The organism is Luteibacter sp. 621, assembly GCF_050435445.1.
Lineage (GTDB): Bacteria > Pseudomonadota > Gammaproteobacteria > Xanthomonadales > Rhodanobacteraceae > Luteibacter.
In genome coordinates, this window is sequence record NZ_JBNDKI010000009.1 from 97,137 (window position 1) to 122,649 (window position 25,513).

36 protein-coding genes are annotated in these 25,513 nt (G+C 62.9%); 23 read left to right on the top strand and 13 right to left on the bottom strand.

All coding sequences use genetic code 11. The features are described 5' to 3' along the window. The first annotated feature begins 311 nt into the window (after positions 1-311). On the top strand, positions 312-524 hold the full coding sequence (locus ABIE56_RS11685) for a hypothetical protein (RefSeq protein WP_139983090.1): 213 nt from the start codon (positions 312-314) through the stop codon (positions 522-524). Positions 525-698: 174 nt separating this feature from the next. Continuing rightward, positions 699-1,160, top strand: coding sequence for an Hsp20 family protein (locus ABIE56_RS11690; protein ID WP_429243982.1), 462 nt, complete (start codon positions 699-701; stop codon positions 1,158-1,160). A gap of 411 nt (positions 1,161-1,571) precedes the next feature. Here ABIE56_RS11690 and ABIE56_RS11695 read toward each other — a convergent pair whose 3' ends face one another. After that, a complete protein-coding gene (locus tag ABIE56_RS11695) occupies positions 1,572-1,763 on the bottom strand; it encodes a DUF3606 domain-containing protein (protein WP_429243983.1) in 192 nt (63 codons plus the stop codon). Positions 1,764-1,857: 94 nt separating this feature from the next. Beyond that, on the bottom strand, positions 1,858-2,238 hold the full coding sequence (locus tag ABIE56_RS11700; RefSeq protein ID WP_429243984.1) for a hypothetical protein: 381 nt from the start codon (positions 2,236-2,238) through the stop codon (positions 1,858-1,860). Between the two features lie 436 nt (positions 2,239-2,674). On the opposite strand from ABIE56_RS11700, the gene ABIE56_RS11705 reads away from it, so the two are divergent. Then, the gene (locus tag ABIE56_RS11705; RefSeq protein WP_139983082.1) at positions 2,675-2,914 is read left to right on the top strand and encodes a hypothetical protein; all 240 of its coding nucleotides are present in this window, start codon (positions 2,675-2,677) and stop codon (positions 2,912-2,914) included. Between the two features lie 63 nt (positions 2,915-2,977). On the opposite strand, the gene ABIE56_RS11710 is transcribed toward ABIE56_RS11705, so the two are convergent. After that, on the bottom strand, positions 2,978-3,631 hold the full coding sequence (locus tag ABIE56_RS11710; RefSeq protein ID WP_429243985.1) for a beta-ketoacyl synthase chain length factor: 654 nt from the start codon (positions 3,629-3,631) through the stop codon (positions 2,978-2,980). Positions 3,632-3,866: 235 nt separating this feature from the next. Here ABIE56_RS11710 and ABIE56_RS11715 point away from each other — a divergent pair, with 235 nt between their 5' ends. Both ABIE56_RS11715 and ABIE56_RS11720 read left to right on the top strand, forming a co-directional pair. Beyond that, a complete protein-coding gene (locus ABIE56_RS11715) occupies positions 3,867-5,486 on the top strand; it encodes a histidine kinase famiy protein (RefSeq protein ID WP_139983078.1) in 1,620 nt (539 codons plus the stop codon). A gap of 242 nt (positions 5,487-5,728) precedes the next feature. After that, entirely contained in the window at positions 5,729-6,352 is a 624-nt protein-coding gene (locus ABIE56_RS11720; RefSeq protein ID WP_429243986.1) for a hypothetical protein, read from the top strand. Between the two features lie 74 nt (positions 6,353-6,426). Here ABIE56_RS11720 and ABIE56_RS11725 read toward each other — a convergent pair whose 3' ends face one another. From ABIE56_RS11725 to ABIE56_RS11745, 5 genes are all read right to left on the bottom strand, one after another. Next, positions 6,427-6,675, bottom strand: coding sequence for a KTSC domain-containing protein (locus ABIE56_RS11725; RefSeq protein ID WP_429243987.1), 249 nt, complete (start codon positions 6,673-6,675; stop codon positions 6,427-6,429). A 399-nt stretch (positions 6,676-7,074) separates the two neighbouring features. Further along, positions 7,075-7,320 carry a hypothetical protein gene (locus ABIE56_RS11730; protein ID WP_429243988.1) on the bottom strand — a complete coding sequence of 82 codons (246 nt, stop codon included), beginning with the start codon at positions 7,318-7,320 and terminating at the stop codon, positions 7,075-7,077. A 415-nt stretch (positions 7,321-7,735) separates the two neighbouring features. After that, a complete protein-coding gene (locus tag ABIE56_RS11735) occupies positions 7,736-8,020 on the bottom strand; it encodes a hypothetical protein (RefSeq protein ID WP_429243989.1) in 285 nt (94 codons plus the stop codon). Positions 8,021-8,280: 260 nt separating this feature from the next. Beyond that, entirely contained in the window at positions 8,281-8,529 is a 249-nt protein-coding gene (locus ABIE56_RS11740; RefSeq protein WP_429243990.1) for a hypothetical protein, read from the bottom strand. 259 nt (positions 8,530-8,788) lie between these two features. Then, positions 8,789-9,679 (bottom strand): manganese catalase family protein, encoded by an 891-nt coding sequence (locus ABIE56_RS11745; protein ID WP_429243991.1) that lies wholly within the window; start codon positions 9,677-9,679, stop codon positions 8,789-8,791. A gap of 211 nt (positions 9,680-9,890) precedes the next feature. Between ABIE56_RS11745 and ABIE56_RS11750 the strand changes: the two genes are divergently transcribed. The 8 genes from ABIE56_RS11750 to ABIE56_RS11785 all read left to right on the top strand — a co-directional run bounded on the left by ABIE56_RS11750 (position 9,891) and on the right by ABIE56_RS11785 (position 13,271). Continuing rightward, on the top strand, positions 9,891-10,400 hold the full coding sequence (locus ABIE56_RS11750) for a ferritin-like domain-containing protein (RefSeq protein WP_139983068.1): 510 nt from the start codon (positions 9,891-9,893) through the stop codon (positions 10,398-10,400). Positions 10,401-10,417: 17 nt separating this feature from the next. Then, positions 10,418-10,915 (top strand): ferritin-like domain-containing protein, encoded by a 498-nt coding sequence (locus tag ABIE56_RS11755; RefSeq protein ID WP_139983066.1) that lies wholly within the window; start codon positions 10,418-10,420, stop codon positions 10,913-10,915. Between the two features lie 14 nt (positions 10,916-10,929). Continuing rightward, complete coding sequence (locus tag ABIE56_RS11760; RefSeq protein WP_429243992.1) at positions 10,930-11,064, top strand: hypothetical protein; 135 nt, start codon at positions 10,930-10,932, stop codon at positions 11,062-11,064. 10 nt (positions 11,065-11,074) lie between these two features. Next, entirely contained in the window at positions 11,075-11,230 is a 156-nt protein-coding gene (locus ABIE56_RS11765) for a hypothetical protein (protein WP_170207613.1), read from the top strand. Next, the gene (locus ABIE56_RS11770) at positions 11,230-11,373 is read left to right on the top strand and encodes a hypothetical protein (protein ID WP_429243993.1); all 144 of its coding nucleotides are present in this window, start codon (positions 11,230-11,232) and stop codon (positions 11,371-11,373) included. Before ABIE56_RS11765 ends, ABIE56_RS11770 begins: the two co-directional genes overlap by 1 nt. An 85-nt stretch (positions 11,374-11,458) precedes the next feature. Beyond that, positions 11,459-11,869, top strand: a complete 411-nt coding sequence (locus ABIE56_RS11775) for a low affinity iron permease family protein (RefSeq protein ID WP_429243994.1) — start codon at positions 11,459-11,461, stop codon at positions 11,867-11,869. 74 nt (positions 11,870-11,943) lie between these two features. Further along, entirely contained in the window at positions 11,944-12,690 is a 747-nt protein-coding gene (gene gntA, locus ABIE56_RS11780) for a guanitoxin biosynthesis heme-dependent pre-guanitoxin N-hydroxylase GntA (RefSeq protein WP_429243995.1), read from the top strand. Beyond that, positions 12,687-13,271: a DUF1989 domain-containing protein gene (locus ABIE56_RS11785; protein WP_429243996.1), complete on the top strand. Its 585-nt coding sequence runs from the start codon at positions 12,687-12,689 to the stop codon at positions 13,269-13,271. The genes gntA and ABIE56_RS11785 overlap by 4 nt, the downstream gene beginning before the upstream one ends. Positions 13,272-13,297: 26 nt before the next feature. On the opposite strand, the gene ABIE56_RS11790 is transcribed toward ABIE56_RS11785, so the two are convergent. Next, entirely contained in the window at positions 13,298-14,461 is a 1,164-nt protein-coding gene (locus ABIE56_RS11790) for a zinc-dependent alcohol dehydrogenase (protein ID WP_429243997.1), read from the bottom strand. A 131-nt stretch (positions 14,462-14,592) separates the two neighbouring features. Here ABIE56_RS11790 and ABIE56_RS11795 point away from each other — a divergent pair, with 131 nt between their 5' ends. The 6 genes from ABIE56_RS11795 to ABIE56_RS11820 all read left to right on the top strand — a co-directional run bounded on the left by ABIE56_RS11795 (position 14,593) and on the right by ABIE56_RS11820 (position 18,819). Further along, positions 14,593-15,495 (top strand): SDR family oxidoreductase, encoded by a 903-nt coding sequence (locus tag ABIE56_RS11795; protein WP_429243998.1) that lies wholly within the window; start codon positions 14,593-14,595, stop codon positions 15,493-15,495. 85 nt (positions 15,496-15,580) lie between these two features. Beyond that, positions 15,581-16,300: a DUF72 domain-containing protein gene (locus tag ABIE56_RS11800; RefSeq protein WP_429244069.1), complete on the top strand. Its 720-nt coding sequence runs from the start codon at positions 15,581-15,583 to the stop codon at positions 16,298-16,300. Between the two features lie 119 nt (positions 16,301-16,419). After that, positions 16,420-16,944, top strand: a complete 525-nt coding sequence (locus ABIE56_RS11805) for a DUF4142 domain-containing protein (RefSeq protein WP_429243999.1) — start codon at positions 16,420-16,422, stop codon at positions 16,942-16,944. Next, a complete protein-coding gene (locus tag ABIE56_RS11810; RefSeq protein WP_429244000.1) occupies positions 16,944-17,384 on the top strand; it encodes a pyridoxamine 5'-phosphate oxidase family protein in 441 nt (146 codons plus the stop codon). The genes ABIE56_RS11805 and ABIE56_RS11810 overlap by 1 nt, the downstream gene beginning before the upstream one ends. Before the next feature lie 74 nt (positions 17,385-17,458). Next, positions 17,459-18,175 carry a cation:proton antiporter gene (locus ABIE56_RS11815; protein WP_429244001.1) on the top strand — a complete coding sequence of 239 codons (717 nt, stop codon included), beginning with the start codon at positions 17,459-17,461 and terminating at the stop codon, positions 18,173-18,175. Beyond that, a complete protein-coding gene (locus tag ABIE56_RS11820) occupies positions 18,082-18,819 on the top strand; it encodes a cation:proton antiporter (RefSeq protein ID WP_429244070.1) in 738 nt (245 codons plus the stop codon). The genes ABIE56_RS11815 and ABIE56_RS11820 overlap by 94 nt, the downstream gene beginning before the upstream one ends. 27 nt (positions 18,820-18,846) lie before the next feature. On the opposite strand, the gene ABIE56_RS11825 is transcribed toward ABIE56_RS11820, so the two are convergent. Next, on the bottom strand, positions 18,847-19,059 hold the full coding sequence (locus ABIE56_RS11825) for a hypothetical protein (RefSeq protein WP_429244002.1): 213 nt from the start codon (positions 19,057-19,059) through the stop codon (positions 18,847-18,849). A 591-nt stretch (positions 19,060-19,650) separates the two neighbouring features. Between ABIE56_RS11825 and ABIE56_RS11830 the strand changes: the two genes are divergently transcribed. Beyond that, positions 19,651-19,902 carry a hypothetical protein gene (locus tag ABIE56_RS11830; protein ID WP_429244003.1) on the top strand — a complete coding sequence of 84 codons (252 nt, stop codon included), beginning with the start codon at positions 19,651-19,653 and terminating at the stop codon, positions 19,900-19,902. 744 nt (positions 19,903-20,646) lie between these two features. Beyond that, positions 20,647-21,366, top strand: a complete 720-nt coding sequence (locus tag ABIE56_RS11835; protein WP_429244004.1) for a response regulator — start codon at positions 20,647-20,649, stop codon at positions 21,364-21,366. Here ABIE56_RS11835 and ABIE56_RS11840 read toward each other — a convergent pair. Further along, positions 21,363-21,638 (bottom strand): hypothetical protein, encoded by a 276-nt coding sequence (locus tag ABIE56_RS11840; RefSeq protein ID WP_429244005.1) that lies wholly within the window; start codon positions 21,636-21,638, stop codon positions 21,363-21,365. The two genes, ABIE56_RS11835 and ABIE56_RS11840, sit on opposite strands and share 4 nt — an antisense overlap. Positions 21,639-22,192: 554 nt before the next feature. On the opposite strand from ABIE56_RS11840, the gene ABIE56_RS11845 reads away from it, so the two are divergent. Together ABIE56_RS11845 and nhaA are read left to right on the top strand one after the other, a co-directional pair. After that, positions 22,193-22,414, top strand: a complete 222-nt coding sequence (locus ABIE56_RS11845) for a Na+/H+ antiporter NhaA (RefSeq protein WP_429244071.1) — start codon at positions 22,193-22,195, stop codon at positions 22,412-22,414. After that, positions 22,365-23,378, top strand: a complete 1,014-nt coding sequence (nhaA, locus tag ABIE56_RS11850) for a Na+/H+ antiporter NhaA (RefSeq protein ID WP_429244006.1) — start codon at positions 22,365-22,367, stop codon at positions 23,376-23,378. The genes ABIE56_RS11845 and nhaA overlap by 50 nt, the downstream gene beginning before the upstream one ends. Before the next feature lie 63 nt (positions 23,379-23,441). On the opposite strand, the gene ABIE56_RS11855 is transcribed toward nhaA, so the two are convergent. Further along, positions 23,442-23,792 carry a hypothetical protein gene (locus ABIE56_RS11855; protein WP_429244007.1) on the bottom strand — a complete coding sequence of 117 codons (351 nt, stop codon included), beginning with the start codon at positions 23,790-23,792 and terminating at the stop codon, positions 23,442-23,444. A gap of 107 nt (positions 23,793-23,899) precedes the next feature. Further along, the gene (locus ABIE56_RS11860) at positions 23,900-24,250 is read right to left on the bottom strand and encodes a hypothetical protein (RefSeq protein WP_429244008.1); all 351 of its coding nucleotides are present in this window, start codon (positions 24,248-24,250) and stop codon (positions 23,900-23,902) included. Positions 24,251-25,513 lie beyond the last annotated feature (1,263 nt).

The following is a 25,513-nucleotide window of genomic DNA, read 5'->3' on the forward strand; positions in this document are numbered from 1 at the left end:
GAGGCCGATGCGATTCTCACGAATGGCGGCGGTAGGGTAGTCAATGCGCGCGTCCAGGAAAAGTGCGCGCCGTCACGCGGAAGACGACGGCGAATCGACGCTCTCGGGCGAAGGGGCTGGTCGCCGCCTTGAACTTGCCTTGCCAACGGTGAAACGGTCCTCACGGAACGGTGACTTCCCACCCCGCATCATCGGCTCCCGTGTCGCAGTCCCTCCCACCCCCACTGCGTCACGCCGGCCCCTGTCCATCAGCAGGGGCCTTTTTTCTGACACAGCCGACGAAGTCGGCCAACCGGGAACCGAGGTTGCCTATGGCGCAAGTGCGCATCTACGTCATGTATCCGGCTCACAACACGAGAACATGGCATGTTTCCATCAACGGCCGGGACGGGGAGTCGTACACCGATGGCCTCGTCGCGTTGCATGCTGCATGTGAGCGCGCCCGCGTGATGGAAGAGATGGGTGACGATGTCACCGTGATGCAGGAAGACGCGGCCGGGGCTTGGCACATCGTCCGGGAGTGAGGCCCGAAGGAGCGCAGCATGTTGTCTTGCCACATGGACGTCTAAACGAATGCTGAATCCTGCCCCTTGAACGGACTGCACTCGGCCCTATTTGCGTTTATGCCGGGGAACCCCGGCCTGGCCTTTAATCAGGCGAGCACCCATTCCAACTCCTTGCACTTTGGAGGATTTGCCATGCGTACTCTCAACCTCAACCCTATCTTTCGCGCCAACAGCGGCCTCGACCGGGTCTTTGACCTCATTGAAGCGGCAGCCCAGCGGCAGGGCGATGATTTTCCGCCCTTCGATTCGCTGCGCCTCTCGGACAACCGCTTTCGCCTGTCCATCGCCGTCCCGGGTTTCCGTGACGACGAAGTCGCGGTCACCCAGCACAAACGCGAACTCATCATCAGCGGCGAGCGTAAGGTTGACACGGAAGGGGAATATCTCCATCAGGGCATTCCCGCGCGGGTCTTCAGCCGCCGGTTCCAACTTGCCGAACATACGGAAGTCACCGGGGCGACGCTCGCCCACGGCCTGCTGTCGATTGAGCTGGTCCGGAACGTTCCCGACGCCGAGAAACCCCGCACCATTCCGGTGAGTGTGTCCCCGGACCGTGCCGAGCCTGTGCGTCAGATTGAGCGCAACGTGGCCTGACGGAGCCGCCCGCCCCCGCAAGGGGCGGGCCTTTCCCGATGGCCAAGTGCCAGGATTCAACGCAGCGGTGGTGCGTGACGGCCGCAGACCTCTCGTGGTCAGAGACCTGGCGTCCCCCACCGGGACCTCCCCGCAGGGAATGCATTGACTGCCGCCATTTCATCCCCGACGCCATCAATCCACCCGGTGGGCTTGGGGGTTGCCGCAAGGGGCCGGGCCTGAGCGTGTTTCCGGGCGTGGACATGCGATGCAACCGGTGGACGCAAGCGCGGGCCTCTCCCGGATGAGCGCTGCGGGCTGAAACGGATATCTGCTCTTGGCAGGATTCTGGAAAACCGATTGGCCGTCCAAACGCATCCATCTTCGAAACGTAAAGCGATGACAAAGGTCGCGGGTTCGCAGGCGGCAACCTCACTCCCTTGGCTTGTCGTCACGCATACAGGGGCCTAGCAGATATGCCTGGACCGCCAGGGCGTCGGAACCGACCGCAGCAACGGCCGCGTACACCGATGCGGGGTTGACGCCAAAGGCGAGCGCCCAGAGCCGTACGTCTTCGGCGTCGTCGGGGTTGACGCGGCTGATGCGGGGTAATTCGTGCGACACGTCGGGAACCAGGGATTGCCTGGTGCCGAATGTGCCTTTACGCGCGTCAACGCATCATCGATGTCGACTCAGGGCACGGATGATGTCTGTGAAATCACAGGGTGCCCGAAGAACCGCGAGAGGCCAAATCGATGGCAGCATTCAACTCATCGAGGCTGAAAGGCTTGACGACCCGCACGGCGTTCGCGGGTGCGTCATCCGTCGGCTCATTGGGGTCGGAGAGCATGATGACCACGCTCATCGATGCGTTCTTTTTCCGCGCCTCTTCCAGATACGCGCCGGCGTGGTCCTCTCCAGGGGCGGGAACGGCGGCTACGAGAAAGTCGACGGTATCGAACTTTTCGACCTGATTTGCCGCGCTTGCATGCGTAGATGCCGTCGCCGTCTCGTACCCACGCTGGCCCAGGACATCGGCCACGGTCTGGGCAAGGGACGCACTTGGTTCGATTACAACAGCAAGCATCGGGCGGGGCATGGGAGGACCTTGTTCAAAATGGATACAGCGGCGCCGCTGTGCCCTGCCCGGCACAGGGGGCAACTTGCACACGGTTTGGGGCACGCAGCGGCCAGACGTCGGGTGCGGCCGCAAACCGCCGACCAGTGACTGCCGTCCATCACATGGCAGCCCGGACAAGCATCGCCAATCCACCAGACCAGCGCAATGGGCGTCGGTCAATGCTGGCGGAGCGGCCGGGGTGAACCGGTGTAACGGGTAAACCACGTGACGACCCACGATTTCCCATTCGTCAGCGGCCGTCGTCGGGTGAGAGGAATGCCTCCCGGTGCGGGATGTGCATTGTCTCCTGCGAAGGCGTGAGACGAGGAGGGCCTTCACATATGTGATGAGGCTTCGGTTGAAGACACCATCGTTTTTTCCGATAAACGGGGTGGACCTTTAGGGGAGGGCCGGGATGATGGACGAACTGCAATGCGCGAGGCGGGCGAATCTTCGCCTCCTCCTGAATGAGCTCCGCCGCGAAGGCATCGCCTGTCGCGAAGCCAGAGCGCGAATGCTGGGCATCCCACCCGAAGAATTCGGCCGCATTGTGAAGGGTGCGCCCGTCAGCGACCGGCTTGCACGGGACGTGGAATGGGCCATGAACCGTCCTCGTGGATGGCTTGACCGCGTCACCCCGGACGCCATCGCGTAAGGTCATCGCGTCGCAAGACCGGCACGGGATAGCCGATGACGCAGCCGTCGTATTCGGGCCTTTTCAGACATGCCCGATGACGCTGGCACATGGCGCTTGGATGGCGACGTGCGATGACGGTCCTGCTGCCAGGGTGGCCAGCCGTGCGGAGCCCGTGAGGACTGCACGCAGGGAGTCGCTGGCCGCTGCCGGTTGTCGGGGGCCGAGCTGCGTACCAACGTGCGCAAGCTCGATGGCTCTGCCCGTTCCCGATATCGGCGAGAGGACAACCGCGACAGCACAGGGCGCTGTGGTATGCCCGGGCATGGACAAGGGCGGCGGGGGCGGGACTTCGGCGAAGACCAGGAGGCAGGGGCGCTCCTCGCACGCCACGTGGACGGCCGCGTCAAACAGGGCCGCACCCAGGGTATAGGGCCCCGCCGTCACTGTCGTCGATGCAGCGTGGTTTTGGGTGCGGGTCGCCCAGTTGCCAGCCAGGGTGCAAGAAACAGACTGCAGGAAGGTGAGCGGCGAGACCGCCACCGGGGAACTGGTGACGGCAACAAGCAACCGGTCGACCGCCTCGGCATCGGCAGAATGGGTGGCAAAGACCGTTTGCAGCGTTGACGTGTTTCCGCCCCAGCTGGTGCATGCCTCGGCCGCAGCATCAAGGGCGAGCCGCTCGAACACCGAGGCCCGCCGGCCATGCGTGCCTTGGGCTGGTGTGGCAGAAGACACGGCCGAAACGCGAATCCTCAGGCGGACGGCTTGATCGTAAGCCGGTCGCAGTGGTTGGGTCGTCGTATGGGCAGGGAGCAGTTGCGCGTTCAGACAAGCATCCTTGCGGTGGGGCGCACAGCATGCAGCCCCTCGATGACTTGGCAGCGTGAAGATGAACACGCGTGGGTGAGCCTTTCATCAACCATTCCCATGCATGCCCTGACAATGCGGGGCTCGACCAAGGAAACCGCCCATGGCTGAACCGACATCGCGCGTGCCGACCCGGATTGATTACCAGGGCGTCGACCACCCCGGCAGCGATATCTTTTTCGCGGCCGTTTCAACGACGCGTATGCCGATGATCGTCACCGACCCGAGGAAGGCCGACAATCCCATTATCTTCGTCAATCCTGCCTTCCTGCGCATGACTGGTTACACAAACGAGGAGCTCATCGGCAACAACTGCCGCCTTTTGCAGGGGCCGGGCACTGACCGGGTGACCATCTCGACCATCCGTGACGCTGTGGCTGCCAATCAGGAAATTGCCACCGAAATTCTCAACTACCGGAAAGACGGCAGCACGTTCTGGAACGCGCTCTTCATCTCCCCCGTCTATGACGGGAATGGGGAGGTGGTGTACTTTTTCGCATCCCAGCTGGACGTCAGCCGCAGGCGCGATGCAGAAGACGCACTCCGCCAGGCGCAGAAGATGGAAGCGCTCGGCCAGTTGACCGGTGGCATCGCGCACGACTTCAACAACCTGTTGCAGTTGATGATTGGCTACGTTGAATCGGTCGAGGCCGGCTTGGCCCGGCCGGACCCGGACCGGGAAAAACTCCTGCGCTTCATCGGGGGCGCAAAGGCCGGTATCAAGCGCGCTTCGACCTTGACGTCCCAGCTCCTTGCGTTCTCGCGCAAACAGACGCTGCAGGGCCGTGTGGTCAATCCCAATCAGGTCGTGGCCGACATGCAAGACATGCTGGGACGCTCGATAGGGTCTGACATCGTCCTCGACCTCGAGCTCTCCCCGGCCACCCGCAATGCACGCCTGGACCCCACCCAGCTGGAAGTGGCCCTGCTCAACGTAGCCATCAATGCGCGGGACGCGATGGACGGACGACCTGGCAAGCGCCTCATCATCCGTGCGCGCAATGCCACGCCGCTTGAAGTCAACAACCTCGGCGAGCTCTCGACGCGGGGTGGTGAGTACGTCGCCATCGACGTCGTTGACAACGGCACAGGCATGCCGCCGGAAATCGCATCCCGCGTGATGGATCCGTTTTTTACCACCAAGGACGAAGGCAAGGGCACTGGCCTTGGCTTGTCGATGGTCTATGGCTTTGCAAAGCAATCAGGCGGCGCGGTGGGCCTGACGTCAAAAGAGGGCGAGGGGACAACGGTAACGATGTACTTTCCCGTGGCCGTCGAAGTCGATGACGGGCGGAGCGTTCCACAGGTCAGCCGCATAGACCGCGCATCGGACCGGTCCGGCCATGAGCGTGTGCTGGTTGTCGACGACCGCCATGACCTGGCCGAACTTGCCCACACGATTCTTGAGTCGCATGGGTACGACGTGGTGTCGCTCAGCGACCCGGAAGAGGCGCTCAGGCAACTCGAGCAAGACGACGGGTTTGACGTGCTCTTTACCGATATTGTCATGCCCGGCGACCTCAACGGTGTGGCGTTGGCGCGAAAGGCGCGCGCCATCCGACCAACAATCAAGGTCCTGCTGACGACGGGTTATGCCTCGCAGTCCGTGCAGCGGTCGGATGCGGGAGGCATCGCTTTTGACGTGCTGAACAAACCGTACTCCCGGATGGATCTCCTCCGGAAGATTCGCTTCGTCCTCGACGGGCCCACGGGCATCAGCTGACGAAGGCACGCGCTTCAGGAGGTCCCGCCTGCCTACCATGTGGCCGCCCACACGATATGCTCCTCTGCAGGGAACGGGGCGTGGGCTGCGGGTCAGTCGGACCCTCGGTCGCCTGCCGGCCTCGGCTCGGTGGCTGGGGGCAGGGTCGACCCGTCATCGACATACCCTTGGAGGGCGTGCGCCAACCGGTCCATGGCAAGCAGTAGCACTGCCGGGCGGCCCCCGGCCGCCTCAAGGATGGCGTGACTGAGGCCGGCGGACAGCGTCCCGACGTCAGTCATTCCCGCCAAGGCCGCAACGTGCTCGATGGACAAGCTGTGGGCGAGGGCTTGCGTCAGCTGGCCATTCTCAAGTGCCAAACGCACGCGTCGCAGGTCCGCCGTGAGGCCAGTCAGAATCTGCATGTAACGCGGGTCTGTCACGTCAAGCGATGGCATGGCGAGCGGGGCGGTGGGCATCGGACACGGATGTATTTACCAACAGCCGACCCGGTTGAACACCGGAAAAAGTCGAGCCTTTTCACCAATGTGAAGGGTGGCTTATTCAACTGCGGGGAAAAATGGACGACACAGAGGATTGGCCGGATTCCCGACCGGCGTCACGAGGTGTGCGCAGTGTTTGGCAAGGTCATCTGGTTCCATGAAGAGCTGCGTATGGCGCTCATCGAGCGCTGCGGCGGATTTACAGTGGGCTCCGTGGAGGAAGGAAGGCTGACCCTCGGCGGATGTGTGGAGGGCGAGTTCCGCCGGACTGGGCCGACCGTCGTCAAGGACATTGAAAGCGGCGCTTTGGTCACGTTCTTCGTGGAAGCGGAAGCGATGACCGAAGACGAGGCGAACGAACTGCTCGGAATCGTCAGGACCTGAGGGCTTGGACGGCATCGTTGGCGCGGCGCATCTTGAGCGTCCCGTCGTATTGTGACCCCGGGCAACCGGACGGCTCACACCAGACGTGTGAACGGCACGACATCCCGGATGTTTGCGTCGAAGAACTGTCCCAGCGAGGAGGCGGTCCGGAACCGTGCGTAAAGCGCGCCACAGACAGGTGCATAGCGGTAAACAGCCCCGGTCACGAACTCGACTTCCATCACTTGCGCATCCGGGTCGTAGCCGATGGCGGCCACGACCGATGAGTCCACCCGCTCCCGCATCATCTGGTCGCGTTCCCGTGCGGCAGGGCTTGCGGCCACGAAGAACGGGTACCTGCCCGATGCCCGGCGGTCGTTGCGCCGGCGTTATCTGCGCGGGGAAACAGTGCGCGAGCTGCCGGTTGCAAGTGCGTTACGGCCAAGGTCCGTAATGCGCCACCACCCGGCATCCTCGAGCACGAGTCCGCTGTTCTGCAGCCGTTGGCAAGCGCCCTGGTCCAACGGGCTGCAGGCAAGGCGCGAGGTGTCATCGAGCTGACAGAGGGTCTGGAGATCATCGGGGAGGAGCATGGCGGGCGAGGCGTCGACCGTTCTGGAAATGCTGACATCGCATCACAGCACTCCCTGCGCCCGCTAGCCCGATATTCGGCAAATCGGCGGTCCTCGCGCATCAGCGTCAGACGAGAGCGAATGCACACATCAGGGGCCAGAGTGTCCCGGCTACTCCTGCCGGTCCAGCTCGTCCCGCCCGATGTCTTCAATTTTCCGTTGTTCGAAGGATTCAATGAGCGGGCGGAGTTCGAACTCGAAGATGTCGCGCTCAAGTGCCGTCAGGCTCCCCATGCCCTGGTCCCTTGCCTTGACCGCAACGGCGTACCCGGCGTCTTCGCTGGTGAGATAGCCACTGGAAATGGCATCCGTCAGCGACGCAGTCAATTCGTTTGCGATGTGATCATTCCAGCCCATTCGTCTCTCCTGCGCTCTCCGTTACCATGGCAGCGATGCCGACGGGACGCACGGCGACGTGCGTGGCGCGCACCTCCACCCGCGTCTTGCGTCCGCTGGAGTGGTGCAAGCAGCACACGTGCCGTGTTATCGATCCACTCCCGTCCGGTGACCGCTGCCGTGACCCGCAGTCCTGCAACACGAGACCAATGGCGCCGTCCCCAATCAGCCGACGAACACGCTTGCTCGAGTCGGCAAGTCCGGGTGTAGGTCATTACGTGCCCGTCTGGTCGGCCGGGCCGGCTGGCAACCGGAGATGAGTTAAGAGCCGGTACCAGCCGACTCCGCCGTAAGCGCATCTTCAAGATTCGACGATGACGGCGGCGCATGCCTGGACAATGGCCGGCTGCACAGGGCGTTCACAGCGCCCCTCCAGTTACGCGGAAGCCATCATGCCTTGCCTGCGGTCGTCGACGAGTGCCGTTGTCGCAGCCGCCGGATAGTCGAGCCAGCCGTCGGACAACTCCATCATCCACTCGATATCGCCGGCAACTTCTTCGGGCAACGGGAACCCAGCAGCGTAATTGCGAAGCGCACCGGCCGGGATGCCCAGGCGGATGGATTGCGCGCGCAGGGTCCCGTAGCCCTCAAGCGCCATCCTGGCGAGAAGTTCGGCAAGGCGGGGGTTCGATGCGTGGACGGGAGCAGGCGTGGGGATCATGGCGAGCCTCGGGGAATGCAGCAGTGTTCCGACAGCTCTGGGAAGGTCGGGTGAAGGGCCGTAATTGCGGAAACTACTGAGGCGCACATCCCGTCACTGCGGCACCATTGAAGGCGGGGGACTTTGATGCCAGCCATGACACCAGAAATGCTTGAAACATTGCGGCAGCTGTCCGACAGAGCCCTGCTTGCGCGCCATCCACTCGACACCCGGGCCTGCGAGGTGCTCGAAGCGATAGGCCTCCTCACAGCAGAGGACGGCTACTGGCGGCTCAGCCGGTCGGGCAGGGCGGCCATCTCCGATGACGGCACCGTGGCGATTGGACCGCGACCCGGTGCCTCGACCTCCTTGCCCCTGCGTCCCCGGACGACGTAAATCACCTGGCCGGTGATGCCGGTCGCAAGCGACGCTGCGTTGGAGGCAACGAAGACGGCATTCCCGGCAAGAAGGCTATAGGTCAGGTAAAGCACCGACGCGGGAATCTGGCCGATGAATAGCCATTTTGACATCGCTTCGACCGTCGGCGCATGGGGCGGTCGCCAGATTTGCCGTGCAATTGTCGACAGCAAAATGACGGAGGCAAGCCATCCTAACGGCTCGGGCGAATGGAGTGCTCCGCTAAGCGTCATGCGGTGCCTCAACCGCCGCGCAGCAAGGCACCGAGGAGCGGCAAGGCGCCGCCCACGGCCAGCATGACGCCCACAACGAGCCAGCGGCCTCCCACCGGTCGGCGGCGCGTTCGAAGCAGGCACTGGGCGGCGCCACTCCTCATTCCTTCGGCTCCTGCTGCAGGGTACCGAGGTCCGCACCCGTGACCGGGTCGCGCGCGGGGTCGGATGCGCCACGCGCCGCAAACGCTTCCACGGCCTGTTTTTCCTTCCCGGCGAGCGTCACGGACGCGAGACCGTCACCTCCGTCCACCGGAAGATTGGATTCATCCGGAACAATGACCTTAGAGAAGTCCTTGCCCTCGCACCACGGACCAGTGCCATCCCCTTCGCCACGGGATGCATTGACGTAGACATCGGTGAAGCGCGGATCCCCAGGCAATTTGCCCGGTGGAAAGCTCTTGTCCATGGAATAAAGCGCTTTTTCGAACGACTTTTGATGCGCAATCTCCCGCGTCATCAGAAACGTCAGGGCGTCCTTGACGCCCGGGTCTTCGGTCACATTGATGAGGCGCTCATAGACGATTTTTGCGCGGGCTTCGGCTGCGATGTTTGACCGGAGGTCGGCCGTTGGCTCGCCAATGGAATCGACATAGGCACCACTGAAGGGCACGCCCGCAGAGTTGATGAGGGCGGGTCCACCACCAAACAGCACTTGCGTGACGTGTGAATCGTTTCCCGCGCCCTGGAGAGACCGGAACAGCTCGGCCTCGGAATCGACCGCTTCTGCCAGTCGCCCCTTCGCCCCTCGATTGAGCATGGCGACGAGGGATCCGATGACTTCGAGGTGGCTCAGTTCTTCTGTCGCAATATCGAGCAGCATGTCCTTCCGGCCCGCGTCCTCCTCGGCAAGAGCTTGGGTGAAATAGCGCATGGCAGCGGCAAGCTCGCCTTGCGGACCGCCGAATTGCTCAAGCAGAAGGTTGGCGAGGGCCGGATTGGTTTCATCGACACGAACGGTGTACTGCAGTCGTTTGTTGTGGCTAAACACGTGCTGGCTCCTTTTGGTGGCTGGCCGGCGGACACTGGAAGTCGCACCGTGCAGGCGCTGGCGCAATCCCGTGAGTTGGCCCTGACACACGTGAAAAAGGGGCGGGAAAACACATTGGTGAGGACAAGCCCCCTTGTGATTCACATCCGCACAAGTGGTTCTTGATGCGTCGCGATGCATGATGCTCAGACATCCAAACGGGAAGCTACCCATGGCAGAGCATCGGGACAACCTCATCGACTGGCTGAGGGACGCGCACGCGATGGAGCAACAGGCGGAGCAGATGCTCAAAGCCCAGGCGGGGCGCATCGAGCACTACCCTCAGCTCAAGGCCCGCATCGAGCAACACTTGGACGAGACCCTGGGCCAGCAAAAACTCATCGAAAGCTGTCTCGCCCGGTATGACACAAAGCCTTCCGTGACCAAGGATGCCCTCGGCAAGGTGATGGCGTTCGGTCAGGCCCTCGGCGGTTCGGTCAATTCCGACGAAGTCATCAAGGGCGCAATTGCCGGGTATGTCTTCGAGAACCTGGAGATTGCCACCTACACGACCCTTCGCGCCGCCGCCCTCGCCGAAGGAGACTCGGAGACAGTCCGGGTCGTCGACGAGATCCTTCCGCAAGAGCGAGCCATGGCCGAATGGCTGCTCCACCACCTCCCTGACCTGACAGACGACTTCCTCGCCAGAGACGCCACCCCAGACGTTGAAGCCAAGCGCTGACCTACCGGAGAGACAAGATGACCATCAAGACGCTCGAAGACCTGTTCATCCACGAACTGTCCGACATCTACAGTGCCGAAAAGCAGCTTACCAAAGCGCTTCCACGTCTCGCGCGCGCCTCGACCCATCCGGACCTGAAGGAGGCGTTCGAGTCACACCTCGAAGAGACCCAAGGGCAGGTCGAACGCATCGACCAGGTTGTCGAGCTGCTCGGCATCCGCCTCAAGCGCATCAAGTGTGCCGCTATGGAGGGGCTGGTCGAGGAGGGCAAGGAAGTCATCGATGGCGTGGAAGAGGGGCCGCTGCGCGACATTGCCCTCATCGGCGGGGGTAACCGCGTCGAACACTACGAGATTGCAGGGTACGGCACGTTGATTGCCCTAGCAAAGCAGCTGGGCTACACCGATGCGGTGCCCTTGCTCGCCGACACGCTGAAAGAAGAGAAGGCGGCCGATGAGAAGCTGACGCTTCTTGCAAGCGCCGTCTCTGCCCAAAAAGCGAGTGAGAAAGCCTGACCTTGGAGAAGATGATGAACGATGAAAAGACCGGTCATGCCGACACCTCGCCACACCAGTACGACGAATCCGCCGACAAGCGCGTCGAGAAGAAACCCGCAAAAAAGGAGTCGCCGCAGCAGGAGCACGACAACGAAGACCATGGCTGAGGAGAACCTCATGGCTGACCAGAACCACCAACCGCAGTCGGGCGACCGCAACCTCAACTACGTCGCCAAAAAGGACAAGCCGCAGCAAGAGAGGCGGGACAAGAAAATCGAGCAAGGCGAGGAGAAGATGGACAAAGCGTCGAAGCGGGACGAAGGCATCCGGTGATGCACAAAGATGAGTCGGAGAACGTGGAGACGCCCTCGGCCGTGGGCGTCTCCGTCCTCGCTCGTGTCGCTTGGGTCGTCCTGGGGCTCCTCATCATCAGTGCGCTGGCCGCGATATCCATCTGGCTTGCTGGGAGAGCCTGACCTACCGTCCCCGTGCACGCAGGCATCACAGGTGCGGTAGGAGGCTCCGGTGCACGGTCCCGAGCGGCGGGCCTGGAGCGGGCCGATGGCATCGAAAAAGCAAGGTATGTTCACGCGCGTCGCGATGGCGGTCTCGAAAGCCGCTGGTGAGCCCGTCACCTTTGCCATCGCACTCCTCGTCGTCATCGTGTGGGCCGCCAGCGGTCCCATCTTCAAGTTTGGTGACACCTGGCAATTGGTCATCAACACCTCGACCACCATCGTCACCTTCTTGATGGTTTTTTTGATTCAAGCCTCCCAAAACCGCGATACGGAAGCCCTGCAAATCAAGCTCGATGAACTCATCAACGCAATGAAGGGCACCAACGAAGCGCTGCTTGACCTTGAACAACTGGACGAGAAGGAGCTCGACCGTGTCAGAAAGGCTTACCTTGAGAAGGCTGAGGCCGCTCGTGCCAGAGAACGGTCTGACTCTTCGCCCAGCGACGCCGGCTGACCTTCCGTCGAAACGCCATCCGGGTGGACGTTGAGATGCCGTGACTGGGGTCGGCGAGCCCCCTCACATACGTTGTGGGTGCCTTCAACATCCTTGTGAGCCTCGTTCACGCGGTCGTCGGCACGCTCGATGCCATGAATGCAACCAGTAGAGCCAGCGCGCTCCGTGAATTTGATGCCCTCCTCGAGGGCGAGACCTTCCCCTGCTTTGCCGGCCGCACGGCTCATCGCCGACACCTCATCGAGCACGTTTTCGCCGGTGCTCTTGCGTGCCCTGCGGACGATGAATCCCTTGCGCAACGAATCGAATCATTCGCAGTGCGTAACAGCCCTGAGGATACATTTCGGAGTCTTGTGGTCCATTTTACCGACCACGCCGTCATACCTGAACCTGTCTTTGAGCGGCTGCTGTTTGCAAGATTGCAGGGTATCCACGAGGCGGATGCTCGGTCACATGACTGGGACCCCGCCGTCAGCAACGACCCGGAGGATCCCGCGTTCAGCATGAGTGTCGGCGGCAGGGCCTTCTACGTCGTCGGTCTCCATCCGGGAGCATCCCGGCCGGGTCGACGCCTGGCGCACCCGGCACTTGTCTTCAATCTCCACAGCCAGTTCGAATACTTGCGTAGCCAGGGCCGCTATGACCGCCTGAAGTCCGCGATTATCAATGAGGACATCGAGCGGAACGGGTCCGCCAACCCGATGCTCGCGGTGCACGGCTCGACGTCGGAGGCGGTCCAGTACAGCGGCCGCCATGTCGAAGGGGCCTGGCACTGTCCGTTTTCCCCTGTCGCTCAACCAAAACCCAGGAAGATCGCGTGACGACCCAGACCATCCCGCCGCAAAGCGGCACTGCGTTTGTGCTTCGCAAGGGCCAACGCCTGACTGTTATCGACTCGCAGGGTCAGCAAGTCAGCGACCTCGTCGCGTTCAATGCCGACGACACAGACGAATGGCTGTCCAGCGGTCGCACGTTGGACTACGCGAGCAAGTTTCTGCTGACCACCGGCGACACGCTGTATTCCAACCGGAGCAGTCCGATGTTTGTCATTGAGCGGGACGACGTGGGCCGGCACGACTTCCTGCTCGCGCCCTGTTCAAAAGAGATGTTCGCGAAGCTCTACGGGCACACTGAACCGCACCGGGGCTGCTTCGGGAACCTTGTCGAGGCCCTGGCTCCCTTTGGCATCAACCCAGACCAAATCCCGACGGCGTTCAACGTCTTCATGAACGTGCAGGTGGACGGCACCACTGGTACGCTATCGGTCGAGCCACCGCTGAGCCGGGCCGGGCAGGGCACGACCTTTGTTGCGCTGATGGACCTGGTTGTGGGGTTGACCGCATGTTCCGCAGGGTTGTCCAACAATTTCACGTTCAAGCCCATCGATTTCCAGGTGGAATGAGCCCCCGGCCCCCGGGGGCTTGTTGGTTATGGGGTCAACACCACTTTCCGGCAGTCCTCTTCTTTCTTGTCGAACACCTCATACCCACGTGCGGCGTCAGCGAGCTTCATTCGGTGCGAGATGATGATGTCGGGAGCAAGGCTGCCTTCTTCGATGAAGTCGAGGAGTTCGGGGAGGTAGCGCTGCACATGGGTCTGGCCCATCGCAAGCGTCAGCCCCTTGTCGAACGCGTCGCCGATGAGGAACGCATGGATGAATCCGGCATAGACGCCCGGAACGCTGACGATGCCGCCACGGCGCGTGGCGGTGATGCACTGGCGGAGGACTTCACCGGAGCTGGTTTCAAGCTTCAGCGTGCTGAGCACCGTTTCCGTCGTACTGCCCTTGGCTTCAAACCCGACCGCATCGATGCTGGCGTCGACCCCGCGCCCGGCCGTATTGGCGAGAATGAACTCCGATGGGTCCGCGCTGCTGAAGTCCACGGGGATGATGTCATAGGCGCTTACCGCGAAATCGAGCCGGTACTTCTGGTCATCAATCATGTAGATGCGCTCGGCGCCAAGCATGCGCGCGCAGGCGGCCGCCATCAGGCCGACCGGGCCCGCACCGAAGATGGCAACCGTGGAACCTTGCCCAATCTTTGCGTTGAGCACGGCTTGGTAACCTGTCGGCAGGATGTCCGACAAAAACAGCACCCGCTCGTCGCTCAGGCTACCCGGGATGACAAACGGCCCGACGTTGGCCTTCGGCACCCGGACGAATTCGGCCTGACCGCCCGGCACCCCGCCGTAGAGGTGCGAATAACCAAAGAGCGCTGCTGGCGGCGTCATCTGGGAACGTTTGCGAAGACTCGCGCCCTCGTCCGGATTCGTCGTCTCGCACGCGGCAAATTGCTCATGCTCGCAAAAGAAGCACTGCCCACATGCAATGACGAACGGGATGACGACCCGGTCGCCCTTCCTCACATTTGTGACGCCGCGTCCAGTGTCTTCCACGACGCCCATGAATTCATGGCCGAAGATGTCACCCGCCTTCGTTTCCGGAATCTTGCCATGATACAGGTGCAGGTCGGACCCGCAGATGGCCGTGGCCGTCACGCGTAGGAGGATGTCGTCATCGTGTTGGAGAACAGGGTCTGGCACTGTCTCGACGCGCACGTCCTTCGAGCCATGGTAAGTCAGGGCTTTCATTGCGGTCTCCTCATGGAAAGGCTGACCGTCCCACGCGCGGACTCAACATCAGGTGAGCGCAAGGCATGGGAAATTAGACACGGCAGGGACAATCGGAAGCCTACGGTCACCGTTTTCCGCAGGAGCAAGCCATGACCGACACGAAGACCATGCCCTCCCTCGTGAATCCGGTGACCCGCTTTCCCGGTCCGCCGTTTGACACACCCAAGCAGTCCGCGCCCGGTACCGTGCATAAGCTGCATCCGCCTGCAGACCATGGCGAATCGAGTTACAAGGGCAGTGGGCGGCTCAAAGGCCGTCGCGCGCTGGTCACTGGTGGTGACAGCGGCATCGGCCGGGCGGCGGCCATCGCCTTCGCAAGGGAGGGCGCACATGTCGTCATCAATTACTTGCCCGAAGAGGAGGAAGATGCCCGGGAAGTGATTGCCTTGCTTGAGAAGGAAGGCGTCGTCGCCAAGGGTATAGCTGGGGACCTCAAGAACGAAGCGTTCTGCCAGTCCTTGGTCAAGCAGGCCAGCGAGGCAATGGGTGGCCTGGACATTCTGGCCAACGTCGCCGGCAAGCAGACCCACCAGAAGACCATTGAAGACATCTCAACGGACCAGTTTGATGCCACGTTCAAGACGAACGTGTACGGGCTGTTCTGGTTGTGCAAAGCCGCGCTGGAAATCATGCCGTCAGGCAGCACCATCGTGAATACTGCGAGCATCCAGTCGTACGACCCGTCGGCCATCTTGCTCGACTATGCGTCGACAAAGGCTGCCATTGTCGCTTTCACAAAAGCCCTGGCTGGCCAGGTGGCGGAGCGGGGTATTCGCGTCAATGCTGTTGCGCCGGGGCCGGTGTGGACCGCGTTGCAGCCGTCCGGTGGCCAGCCCATGGAGAAGCTCAAGGACTTCGGGTCCCAGGTGCCCCTCAAACGTCCGGGACAGCCGGTGGAGTGCGCGCCAGTCTATGTGCTCCTCGCATCCAACGAGTCGAGTTTCACGACCGGGGAAACGTACGGTGTGACCGGTGGCAACCCGTTGCCCTGAGCAGCCAGGGCGACCACGCGTGACGCGCGATATCGCTAGGCCGAAGGCACTGGCGCACTGGCGCGTGGGTTGCGCCGGATGGTCGATGCCGGCGGACAATGGTCCGGAACCCGTGTCCGCCGGCAGTCACCTCGAGCGATATGCGCGGGCCTTCAGCTGTGTAGAGGTCAACTCGTCGTTTTACCGCCCCCACCGCGAAGCGACCTATGCCCGCTGGGCGTCAGCGGTGCCTCCGTGGTTCCGGTTCAGCGTCAAGGTCCCCCGCGCGGTAACGCATGAGGCACGTCTGCGCCACACCGGGTCGTTGCTCGACGCGTTTCTGGCGCAGTCGAGCGGACTGGGGGACAAGCTCGCAATCCTGCTGGTCCAACTCCCACCGAGCCTGACGTTTGACGCCGATGTGGCCCGTGCTTTCTTTGCATTGCTGCGCGATCGCACCCCTGTGCCGGTGGTGCTTGAGCCGCGTCACGGGTCGTGGTTCACCGCGACTGCTTACGAGACGGGGCGGGGATTCGGCATCGATTGGGTGTATGCGCACCCCCGCCCCGCAGGCAGCGACGGCATGCATCTGCCGGTGCCCACCCGGCTGCTCTATCTGCGCCTCCACGGCGCCCCGGACCTTTACCGCTCTTCCTACGACGCCGCGTTTCTCGAAGAGCTTGCGCGGTGGCTGCTTGCCGCCAAGCGGGCAGGGTCGTCTTTCTGGTGTGTTTTTGACAACACGGCTCATGGCCATGCAATTGCGAATGCGCGGACCGTGCTCCGGCACCTCGAGGCCGGCGGTGCGTCATGGCACCCCCGCTGACCCGATCGATGCCCGTCAGAGGGATGCTCCCGGGGAAGCGTTCTGGCGTGACCCTTTGTAGACAAGCTGTTGATGCAGTCCATGCCACACCACTGGTTCCAACCAACGGGAGAGGGTCCATGACACGTTCCATGCTTCGAGTTGCGACATTCGCCGGGTGCCTCATGCTGGCCACTGGCGTTTCCGTTGCCCAGGCTGCGGACATGCCGGCTGCCGGTCAGGCGGACGCGGCTTTTGTGAAAGCGGCAAGCGCGGCGGGATTGGCCGAGGTCAAGCTGGGCAACCTGGCGACAAAAAATGGAGGATCTGAAGATGTGAAGGCATTCGGGAAGACGATGGTCGATGACCATACGGCGGCCGGCGATGAACTGAAAACCATCGCGACCGGCAAGTCGCTTCCGGTCGCAAGCGAACCCATGCCAGCCGATGCAAAGGCCGCCGAGATGATGGGAAAAAAGAGTGGCGCCGCGTTCGACCAGGCCTTCAGGCAGAAGATGATTGCGGACCACCAGAAGGTCATCAAGCTGTTCACGACGGAGTCGACCAGCGGGAAGGACGCAGACTTGAAAGCGTTTGCGACGAAAACCTTGCCGACCCTCAAACATCACCTCGAGATGGCACAGAAGCTGCCGGGGGCAATGTGATGGCAAGGACCGAACGCACGCTGCAGGACCTCGCAAAGGCAATGGCCAGGATAGACTTTGCGATGCTCCAGACCCACGCTGCCAACGGCGAGATTGCAGGTCGTCCGATGAGCAACAATGGCGATGTCGAGTACGACGGTGACAGTTATTTCTTCGGCTATGAGGGCACGCACTTTGTTGGCGAGATTGAGGCCAACCCAGCCGTCGCCTTGTCATTTACCGGTGCGAAGTCCCTGCTTGGGAAGCCGCCACTGTTTGTCGCAGTCGAAGGCCGTGGCGAGCTCATCCGGGACAAGGCGTTGATGCAGGCGCACTGGCACAAGGAACTGGATCGTTGGTTTGAACAAGCGGTCGACACGCCCGGCATTGTGATGCTGAAGGTCCACGCCCGGCGCATCACGTGGTGGGAAGGCATGGACGAGGGCGAGATTCGCTTGTAGGGGGAATTCGCCCATTGAAAGGTGGGTTGCTCCTGTTCGCGGCGCCTTGACCGGACAACGGGAACCATAGGGCCATGCCGACGTTGGGATGGCTCCTCTTTGCCGCAGCGCTCCTGCTGCTGACCTCGTTCCTGTCGGGGTGGATCCATCGCGGGCCGGTTACGACATTCGCCCTCTACCTCCTCGCTGGCGTCGTGGTGGGCCCCAGGGTGCTTGCCCTGACCCGCTTGCCGCTCACGGCAGACCATGTTCTCTGGCTTCGGGTGGCGTCCGAGGCAGCCATGGTCGTCTCACTGTTCATCACCGGACTCAAGCTGAGGTTGCGTTTCCGCGACGGTGGGTGGCGAATGGCGGTTCGCCTTGCGTTGACGGCCATGGTCCTCACCGTGCTCGGCGTGATGCTCCTCGGCGTTCATGGACTGGGTTGGCCGCTGCCATGGGCGCTCGCGCTGGCGGCGATGGTATGCCCGACTGACCCGGTCCTGGCGTCCCTGGTGTCGGTCGACGACGCCAGGGACGATGATGCCCTGCGGGTGGCGATTTCGGGCGAGGCGGGCATGAACGATGCGACAGGCCTGCCCATTCTGATGCTCGCCTTGGCAATGGCGTCCCCTGGGGAAACCCTTGCCAATGTCTGGGCGAACTGGCTGGCGTCGATGTCCTGTGGAATCTGGCAGGCGGCGTCGGCATTGGCGTCCTGGGAGGGTGGGGCCTCGGGCATCTGGGCACGCACCTGCTTCACGCCACGCGCGACGTGGCGCCCAGTGACTTTCTCGCATTGGGCATCATGATCGGTGTGTACGCGCTGGCTGAAGCCGTCCATGCCTCGGGCTTCCTCGCGGCCTTCGCCGCAGGCGTCGGATTGCGGCGCGTCGAGCTCCATGTGAGCCGATACACGCAGGAAGACGGGGAAAGGGACCCGGTTGACCAGGCTCCGGCGGAGACACGGGTCAATCCCAACGAGCGGGCGGGAGCGGCCATTGAGCACCCCGGCCAGACCGTGGGCTGGGTCGTCTCCGACGCACTGTCGTTCGGGGAGACTGTCGAGCGTCTCATTGCGGCAGCCCTGGTGCTTGCCGTCGGCGTGGCGGCAGTGCCGGCGCTCAGCTGGACAGGCGTCCTGGTGGCGATGGCACTGATGCTTGTCATCCGTCCGCTGGCGGTGTGGGTCGCCACGATCGGCAGCCCCGTCCCCTGGCAACGGCGGGTCCTCATTGGCTGGTTCGGCATTCGTGGGCTCGGCAGCCTCAATTACTTGGCCTTTGCCGTCGGCCACGGATTGACTGGTGACTTGCGCGCACCGCTGGAGGGCATCGTCATCACTGTGGTGACGCTCAGCATTCTGCTGCACGGAGGGAGCGTGACGCCACTGATGCGCTGGAGATCCCGGGCCCTTTCGGCGCAAGCGAAGGGACGCGTCAGCGAGCGTGGTTGACGACCCGGAACCAATGCTGCGAGGTCGCTACCCTCGTCCACCAGCTACTTGGGCAATGAGCGACGCCTGCAGCGCCGCCGTGAGCCCGGCATCGCCCGACAGCAGGTCCTTCCACGCCAGGTCTAGGCCCTTGCGCTTACCCTTCTCGACAAGCTTCAGCCCATCTGGGTCAATCGTAAGCGTGAAGCTCCTTTTGTCGACGATGAGTTCGCGCTTGATGGGTTTGTCGAGCGGGGTCATGGACGGCTCCAGGTGAGGGGACAGATTTGAACCTCGATGCTGTCGACCGTTGGACGGCAAGCTTCTCAGAGACCGATGGCAAGGACGAATGGATACGCGGAGTGGCGAGCTTTGTCTGATGGCCGGCGCCATCCTTGCCTATGCGTGGTGACGGTTCTTCAGTTCAGGCAGTACCGGCGGCAGATGGATGAGGACGCCCGGTGGATAACGCCGTCGTCCGGGCAAAGCGGCGCTTCGGGCTTCGCTAACGAGGTGTGTCGGCTGACGGCAGTGCCCGTATCGCTCCCCATCTGCTGATCATTGCAATTGCATATCTTGCCGCCCTAGGAAGTGATTACGGGTCAGTGGAGAGAAACGTACGGTCACTCACATGGTCCGCCAGCTACGAATGCTCAAGAAGACGCATAGCTGGAAGACGCAACGAATCACCTGTTTGCAAATATCCCATCGCGCTAAATGCCGCGTCATGCGTAGGACGATTAGGGATGGTTATCACGGGTTAGGAGAGGGAATGGTCACGCGCTGCAGACGGGGAGACCCCATTGCTGTCACGGGCGGACAGGGAAGGTGAGCCAACCCCTGGAGACCGCCATGCGCTTCATCGACTCCCGTCATACCTCGGGCACGCCTCCGACGCCCGACCCGACCGAACCGGGCAAGCCACCCTCACCGGAGGTCGACCCCGGCAAGTCGCCTCCGGAGAACCCGGACCGGGATCTCCCCGGAGCGCCGGGATTCCCGGCAGAAGATCCGGACAGGCACAGGCCGGTCGATGACCCGCCACCGGCCAATCCCGATGGCGTACCGCCACCTCCCGGCTTCCCGCCCGAAATCCGGGAGTGAGGAGCAAAGGAAGGCCGTTTCAGGATTTTGGACGGAGGGCAGAAAGTGGCCCGCGCCCCGGAAAAAAGAGCGCGAGCCGGCGTCCATCCATGGGCAGTAGGGGAGCCTCCTCAAGGGAGGCCGGTGCGATTCTCACGAATGGCCTTCCAAGGATAGCCATTAGCGCAACGTGTGCACGTGCATGACGTCACATCGCCGTTGGAACGGGGGCGCACCAGACCTCCCGGATGACTCCCGCTTGCGCATGCAAGGCCACAGACAAAGCTCGGCAAGCAGTGCGCTGTCATCACGAAACCATGACCGCCCTGACCCGAGCATGCGCACCGTGTCACGGCCTTCCACCCCCAGGCCGAGCCACCCGAGCCCCTGTCCTGCGCAGGGGCTTTTTATTGATGGCGGTGTCCGCAACAGGCTTTCGATTGGAGTCGTCCATGGCGCAGGTGCGCATCTACATCATGTACCCGCTCACAACACGCGGACCTGGCACGTGTCGGTCAATGGCAAGGATGGCGAGTCGTACACCGACGGGCTCGTTGCCCTGCATGCGGCATGCGACAGGGCGCGCGCCCTCGAGGAGATGGGGGACGATGTGACGGTCCTCCAAGAAGACGCTGGCGGGGCCTGGCACGTGGTGCGGGAATGACCAGGACGCCATTTTCCGACGGTCGTCACGGTTCCATGGATGCCTGTTGGCACCGCCGCCCCAGGCCTTGTTAGGCTTCTCGGTCGCCGTTCAGGATGCCCATGCCCTACAGCCGTCTTCCGCGCATCGTCGGTTTTGAGGTTCCACCCCTCAAGACCGTGGTGGACGTGGTCAGGGATGCCCCCATCGTCGCGCTCCTTGACGGTTCACCCTCCCGCGACTGGCTCGACGCTTTCATCGTTGAGGTTGCCTGCACCCGTGGGCCGCTGCGCTCTGCCCTCGTCACGGTCGAAGACGACAGGGTTTTCTTTTTTGCCTCCGCCGCTGAAGGACGGACCCGCTGCGATGCGGTGCGGGCCATGGTCGAGCGTGTCGGGTCGCGGCTCGTTGCAAACGGCCCTTCCGCGCAGGAGCGCAGCCCGATCGCGGACCTCGTGGGTGATTTCGGCGAGGCCCGGCGGGTGCTGGTCGTCGAGGACGATGAGGCGTTGCGGGAGATTGCTTGTGATGTGCTGGCCGGGGGCGGATGGGGGCCGCAGCCGGCAGCGTCCCTCCCCGAGGCCCTGGCTGCGCTGGATGGAACCTCCTTCCATGCGGTGCTGGCAGATATCGACCTCGATGAGCGGGAGCAAGGGCTCGAGCTTGCCAGGACCGTCCGCACACGCTGGCCAGACGGAGGGGTTGTTGCCGTTACAGGCCGCCACGCGGATGGCATGTTGGCTTTGCCGCAAGGGGTCGTGTTTCTGGGCAAGCCGTACCAGCGCCGCCAGCTCCTTGCAGTGCTCGACCTCGCTTGCCTGACATCCGGGCGCGACAGTTAGAGTCTGTCGTCGCGCGCGCCACGGTCGAGCCAGCCAACGGGCCTGTTCATGGCCCACTCGATTTCCCGAGCCATCGAGTCAGTGACGTCTGCACCTTTGCGGAGGGATGCAGAGGTGCCTGCTGGCAGCCCGAGGACCTGGTCGATGAGCAGGGCGGATTCAATGCCATCGCCTTCGAGTTCGTGCAAAATCAGGCGGAGGTTTGCGCGCCGGTTGAGCTGGAGGGTATCCGGTAGGTGTCCGCGAGCCGGGCGAAAACGCTTGCCCGCCATCAGAATGTCACCGCCAAAGCCTGTTCGATGGCCTCATCAAGCTCCGGCAGCGTAAATGGCTTGACGAGCCGGACCGCACCGGAAGGCGCTTCCCTAGCGTCTTCTTCAGGGTCCGAGAGCATGACCACAGTCTCAGGTTTGGGTTGAGGTCACGGGCTCGGGCAAGGTACGCGCCAGTTCGGTCTTCTCCGGGCGCGGGGACGGCCGCAATGAGAAAACCAACCACCGCATGGTCGAGTGCGGACTGCGCTCCACCGGCGTGGGTGGCGGCGACAAAAACGTCATAGCCCCGTCCGCGTAGTGCCTCGGCGATTGCATCCGCCAACACGGCGTGCGGCTCGATGACGATGGCGATGGCTAGTGCGATGGGGGGCAGTGTCGGGGCCGGCATGGGCGTTGTCCCGGGTGATGTAGAACAAGTCTGCCAAAAGAGCAGCGCCTCCTCCATTGGTTGACGTCATTGCAAAGGGTGGGAGGATGGGAAGCTCTCCACACTGGCCAGGCCGTTGTTTCGAACCCTCATCTGGAGCCGCCTGCAGGGCATCCTCGATTTCGTGTCTGGCTCCGCGATGGGCGGCCTTGTCCTCATGGGTGCCTCCGCCCTTGCCATCGGGGTGGCCAATTCGCCGTGGCGCGAAGGCTATGAGGCGTTTTTGCACACCGACCTTGGCCCCCTGAGCGTGCTCCACTGGGTCAACGACGGGTTGATGGCCGTTTTTTTTCCTGTTGGTGGGTCTCGAAATCAAGCGCGAGGTCATCGACGGGGAACTCGCTGACAACCGCCGCCGCATCCTCCCAGGCGTTGCAGCACTCGGCGGCATGGCGATTCCCGCGCTCATCTATGTGCTCGCCAATGGCATCTCAGGTGATGCGGCCGCGGGCTGGGCCATCCCTTCTGCCACCGACATCGCCTTCGCCCTTGGCGTGGCAAGTCTGCTTGGACGTCGCGTGCCGGGGGCACTCAAGGCGTTTCTCGCAGCGTTGGCCATCATTGACGACCTCGGCGCGGTCGTCGTCATTGCGGCCTTCTATACGCCACACCTCGACCTTCCGGCCCTGGGCGGGGCGCTCGTTACCATTGGCCTGATGGTGGCTCTCAACCGTCTCGGTGTCCGTCGGCTCTGGCCGTACCTCCTCCTTGGCCTGGTGCTCTGGGTGCTGGTCCATGCATCGGGCATCCACGCGACGCTCGCCGGGGTGGCGACCGCCCTATGCATCCCGCTCCGGGACGAACAGGGGCGGGCGCCTTCGGACGGTGACTGCACCCATTCGCCCCTTTTACGACTCGAACATGGCCTCCACCGGCTCGTTCCGGTCCTGGTCCTGCCCATCTTCGGCTTTGCCAATGCTGGCATTTCCCTCTCGGGCATTGGCGCTGAGCAATGGCTTGCACCCGTTACCCTCGGCGTCGGCCTCGGTCTTGCACTGGGCAAGGCCGCAGGCGTCTTTGCCGCAGCGATGCTTGTGATCCGCCTCGGATGGGCCGTGATTCCCCGGGGGGCAACTCGTCGCCAGTTGCTCGGCACGGCCATGCTCTGCGGCATCGGGTTTACGATGTCACTCTTCATCAGCATGCTTGCCTTTCCTGACCATCCAGAATTTCAGGACGAGGCCCGGCTCGGCATCCTTGCCGGCTCCATCCTCTCCGGGGTCGCCGGATGGGTCTGCCTGCGGTCCGGTGCACACCACTCGTCACCCGTCAGTGGGTCGGAGGCAGACGCTGCCGGCCGCCTGCACTGACCGTTCTCCAATGCTTGCGGCACTGACGGGTCTCGTTCCAGGCCCGCAGGTGGAACGCAGGGGTCAGGCGTCGAGCGGCTCCGGCACCGGTACGACGGCGGGGGCGATGACGCTGGGCTCCGGGGACTTGATGCGCAGCGCCTGCTCGATGAGCAGGTGGCTTGCGGCATCGGCGGCGTCGGGGTGGGGCTCGTCGAGCCAGTACATGGCCACGCCCATCATGTGTTCAATGGAGCGGGCGAGAAAGTCGGGGAGCGGGCCGTCTGCCAGCACGGCCGTGAGCCGTTCCGGTGTCATAGACGGGCCAAAGGCTGCCGAAAGGCGATGAGCACCGGTGAGGCCCCTGGATTCGAGGGCCCGACAGAGCGCTTTGATGTTTCCGGAGCGGATTCTCAGGCGGTCGGCTAGAGTCATGGGACGGGACGGTTGCGGTCCATTCAGAACACGATGTCTGTATCGGCACGGACCCGTCGACCTTGACGAAGCGGGCAGGATCCACGTGCCAATCTTACGCCAGCGGGTCAGAACCGCCCGGCGATGACTTCGACCTTGCCCGTGATGCGAAGTTTCCGGAGCCGGCCAACCTCGTCGTCGGTGAGGAGGCAGGTCGGATAGGCGATGCCAACCGACGGCTGCAGCCGCCGTTCCCCATCAATGGCAAGAGGGCGGGTAACTTCCTCGCCGAGGGTCTCTTTCCCCGGTACTGGAAAAAGACCTTGTCTGTCCGCCAGGACCGCGCGGTAATCGAGGGAAGGGCCGTCGTACGCGACAACGGATTCAAAGGGGTCTCGCCTGAGGGAACCTGCCGCCGCGCGTGGCGCATCATCGCGTCGACCCGCTGCTGCCATTTCAGCCGCGAGGTCGGACCGCATGCCTGATCAGGCAACCAGAAGAGTGGGACTTGAGGACACCACCGTGGGCAGCGTCGCGCAAACGCTGATTAGTTGGTGTTATCGGGGGTACGAGTGCGCTCCCTTCGCGAATGCGCTCCAACGACTGCGTACCCGTGTCAGGCCACCCGGTGCTCGCGTGCATTGAACGAGAGCTAACACGGGGTTTAGGGTGGAGCAGGGCAGGTCGATTCTATGCGCGCCTTTTCCAATGAGGATTGTGACCTCGCTGTTAAGCGGCTTCGATCGCTTCCGATAGGCGCAACAGAGCCAAGCCTATACCCAATCGTGCCACGCTCCCGGCTGGCCCAAGCAAGTACAGAACGCATCGAGCGGCGGCCCCAACGGTGGTCAATCCTGCTGTGGACGCATCACAAACGACCAAATGGGCCCGAAATCGGCCTTCGTCGAAATCGCGATCCAGCAGGGCTTGACTGACCGCCATGGCACCTTGAGCCAGACTGGCGCGGGCGAGTAGGGCGTCAAGGTCAAGGCTTCGCATGACTCTACCCTAGGCCTACCTCCGCGGCCGGCATATCTGCCATCCGCCCTAGGGGGGTATGCTCGAAGCGCGTTGTGCTCGAATTCGGCAGTGTCGCCTCCAAGCCTGCGCGGTTACAACCCCAGGGCCGGCGGCACGCGGCCCGATTTGTGTTCCTCGGAACGGTGCAGCAATGCCAAGGCGACTGGAATCTTGCATGCAGCCCATCGCACAAACGCTCCGCCCTCTAGGAGTCGTGACACGCGACAGCGCAGGACAAGAGCTTGCAGCAAAGTCGTGCCCTCGGTTGCTGGTGATGCACGACCTCGTTTTGGCCTACGGCGCAGAATGGGTCGGTTTTGTTGCCGAGCTTGAACGCAGACTGGCCGCAAAACCGCAGCCAGCGTCCAAGCTCACAATAAAGGCCCCGTGAGGTCGGTCAGTCGTCGTAGCCCTCGACTTCCCGAACCAGACAGATGACAGACCGCTGATCGCAAAAAGAAAAAGCAAACGGTTCGGACCCCTATTCGAACCAGCCGGCGCGCGTTCTTCACATTCCGGTGCACGGAGGGAGTCACGTGTGAAGGTTCTCATGGGCGTCTAACGAGGCGTGCCAATGGTGAAAGTGCCTCCGCGACGACCCGTTTGAGGGTAGTGTCCCCAATTCCTCGTACGGCCGAATGCCATGGTCCGCTCATCGTCCAAGGACCTTTGTGCGGCGCTTGTCGAATGCCCGTTAGGGCCTCACCGTGGCAAAGGGCACG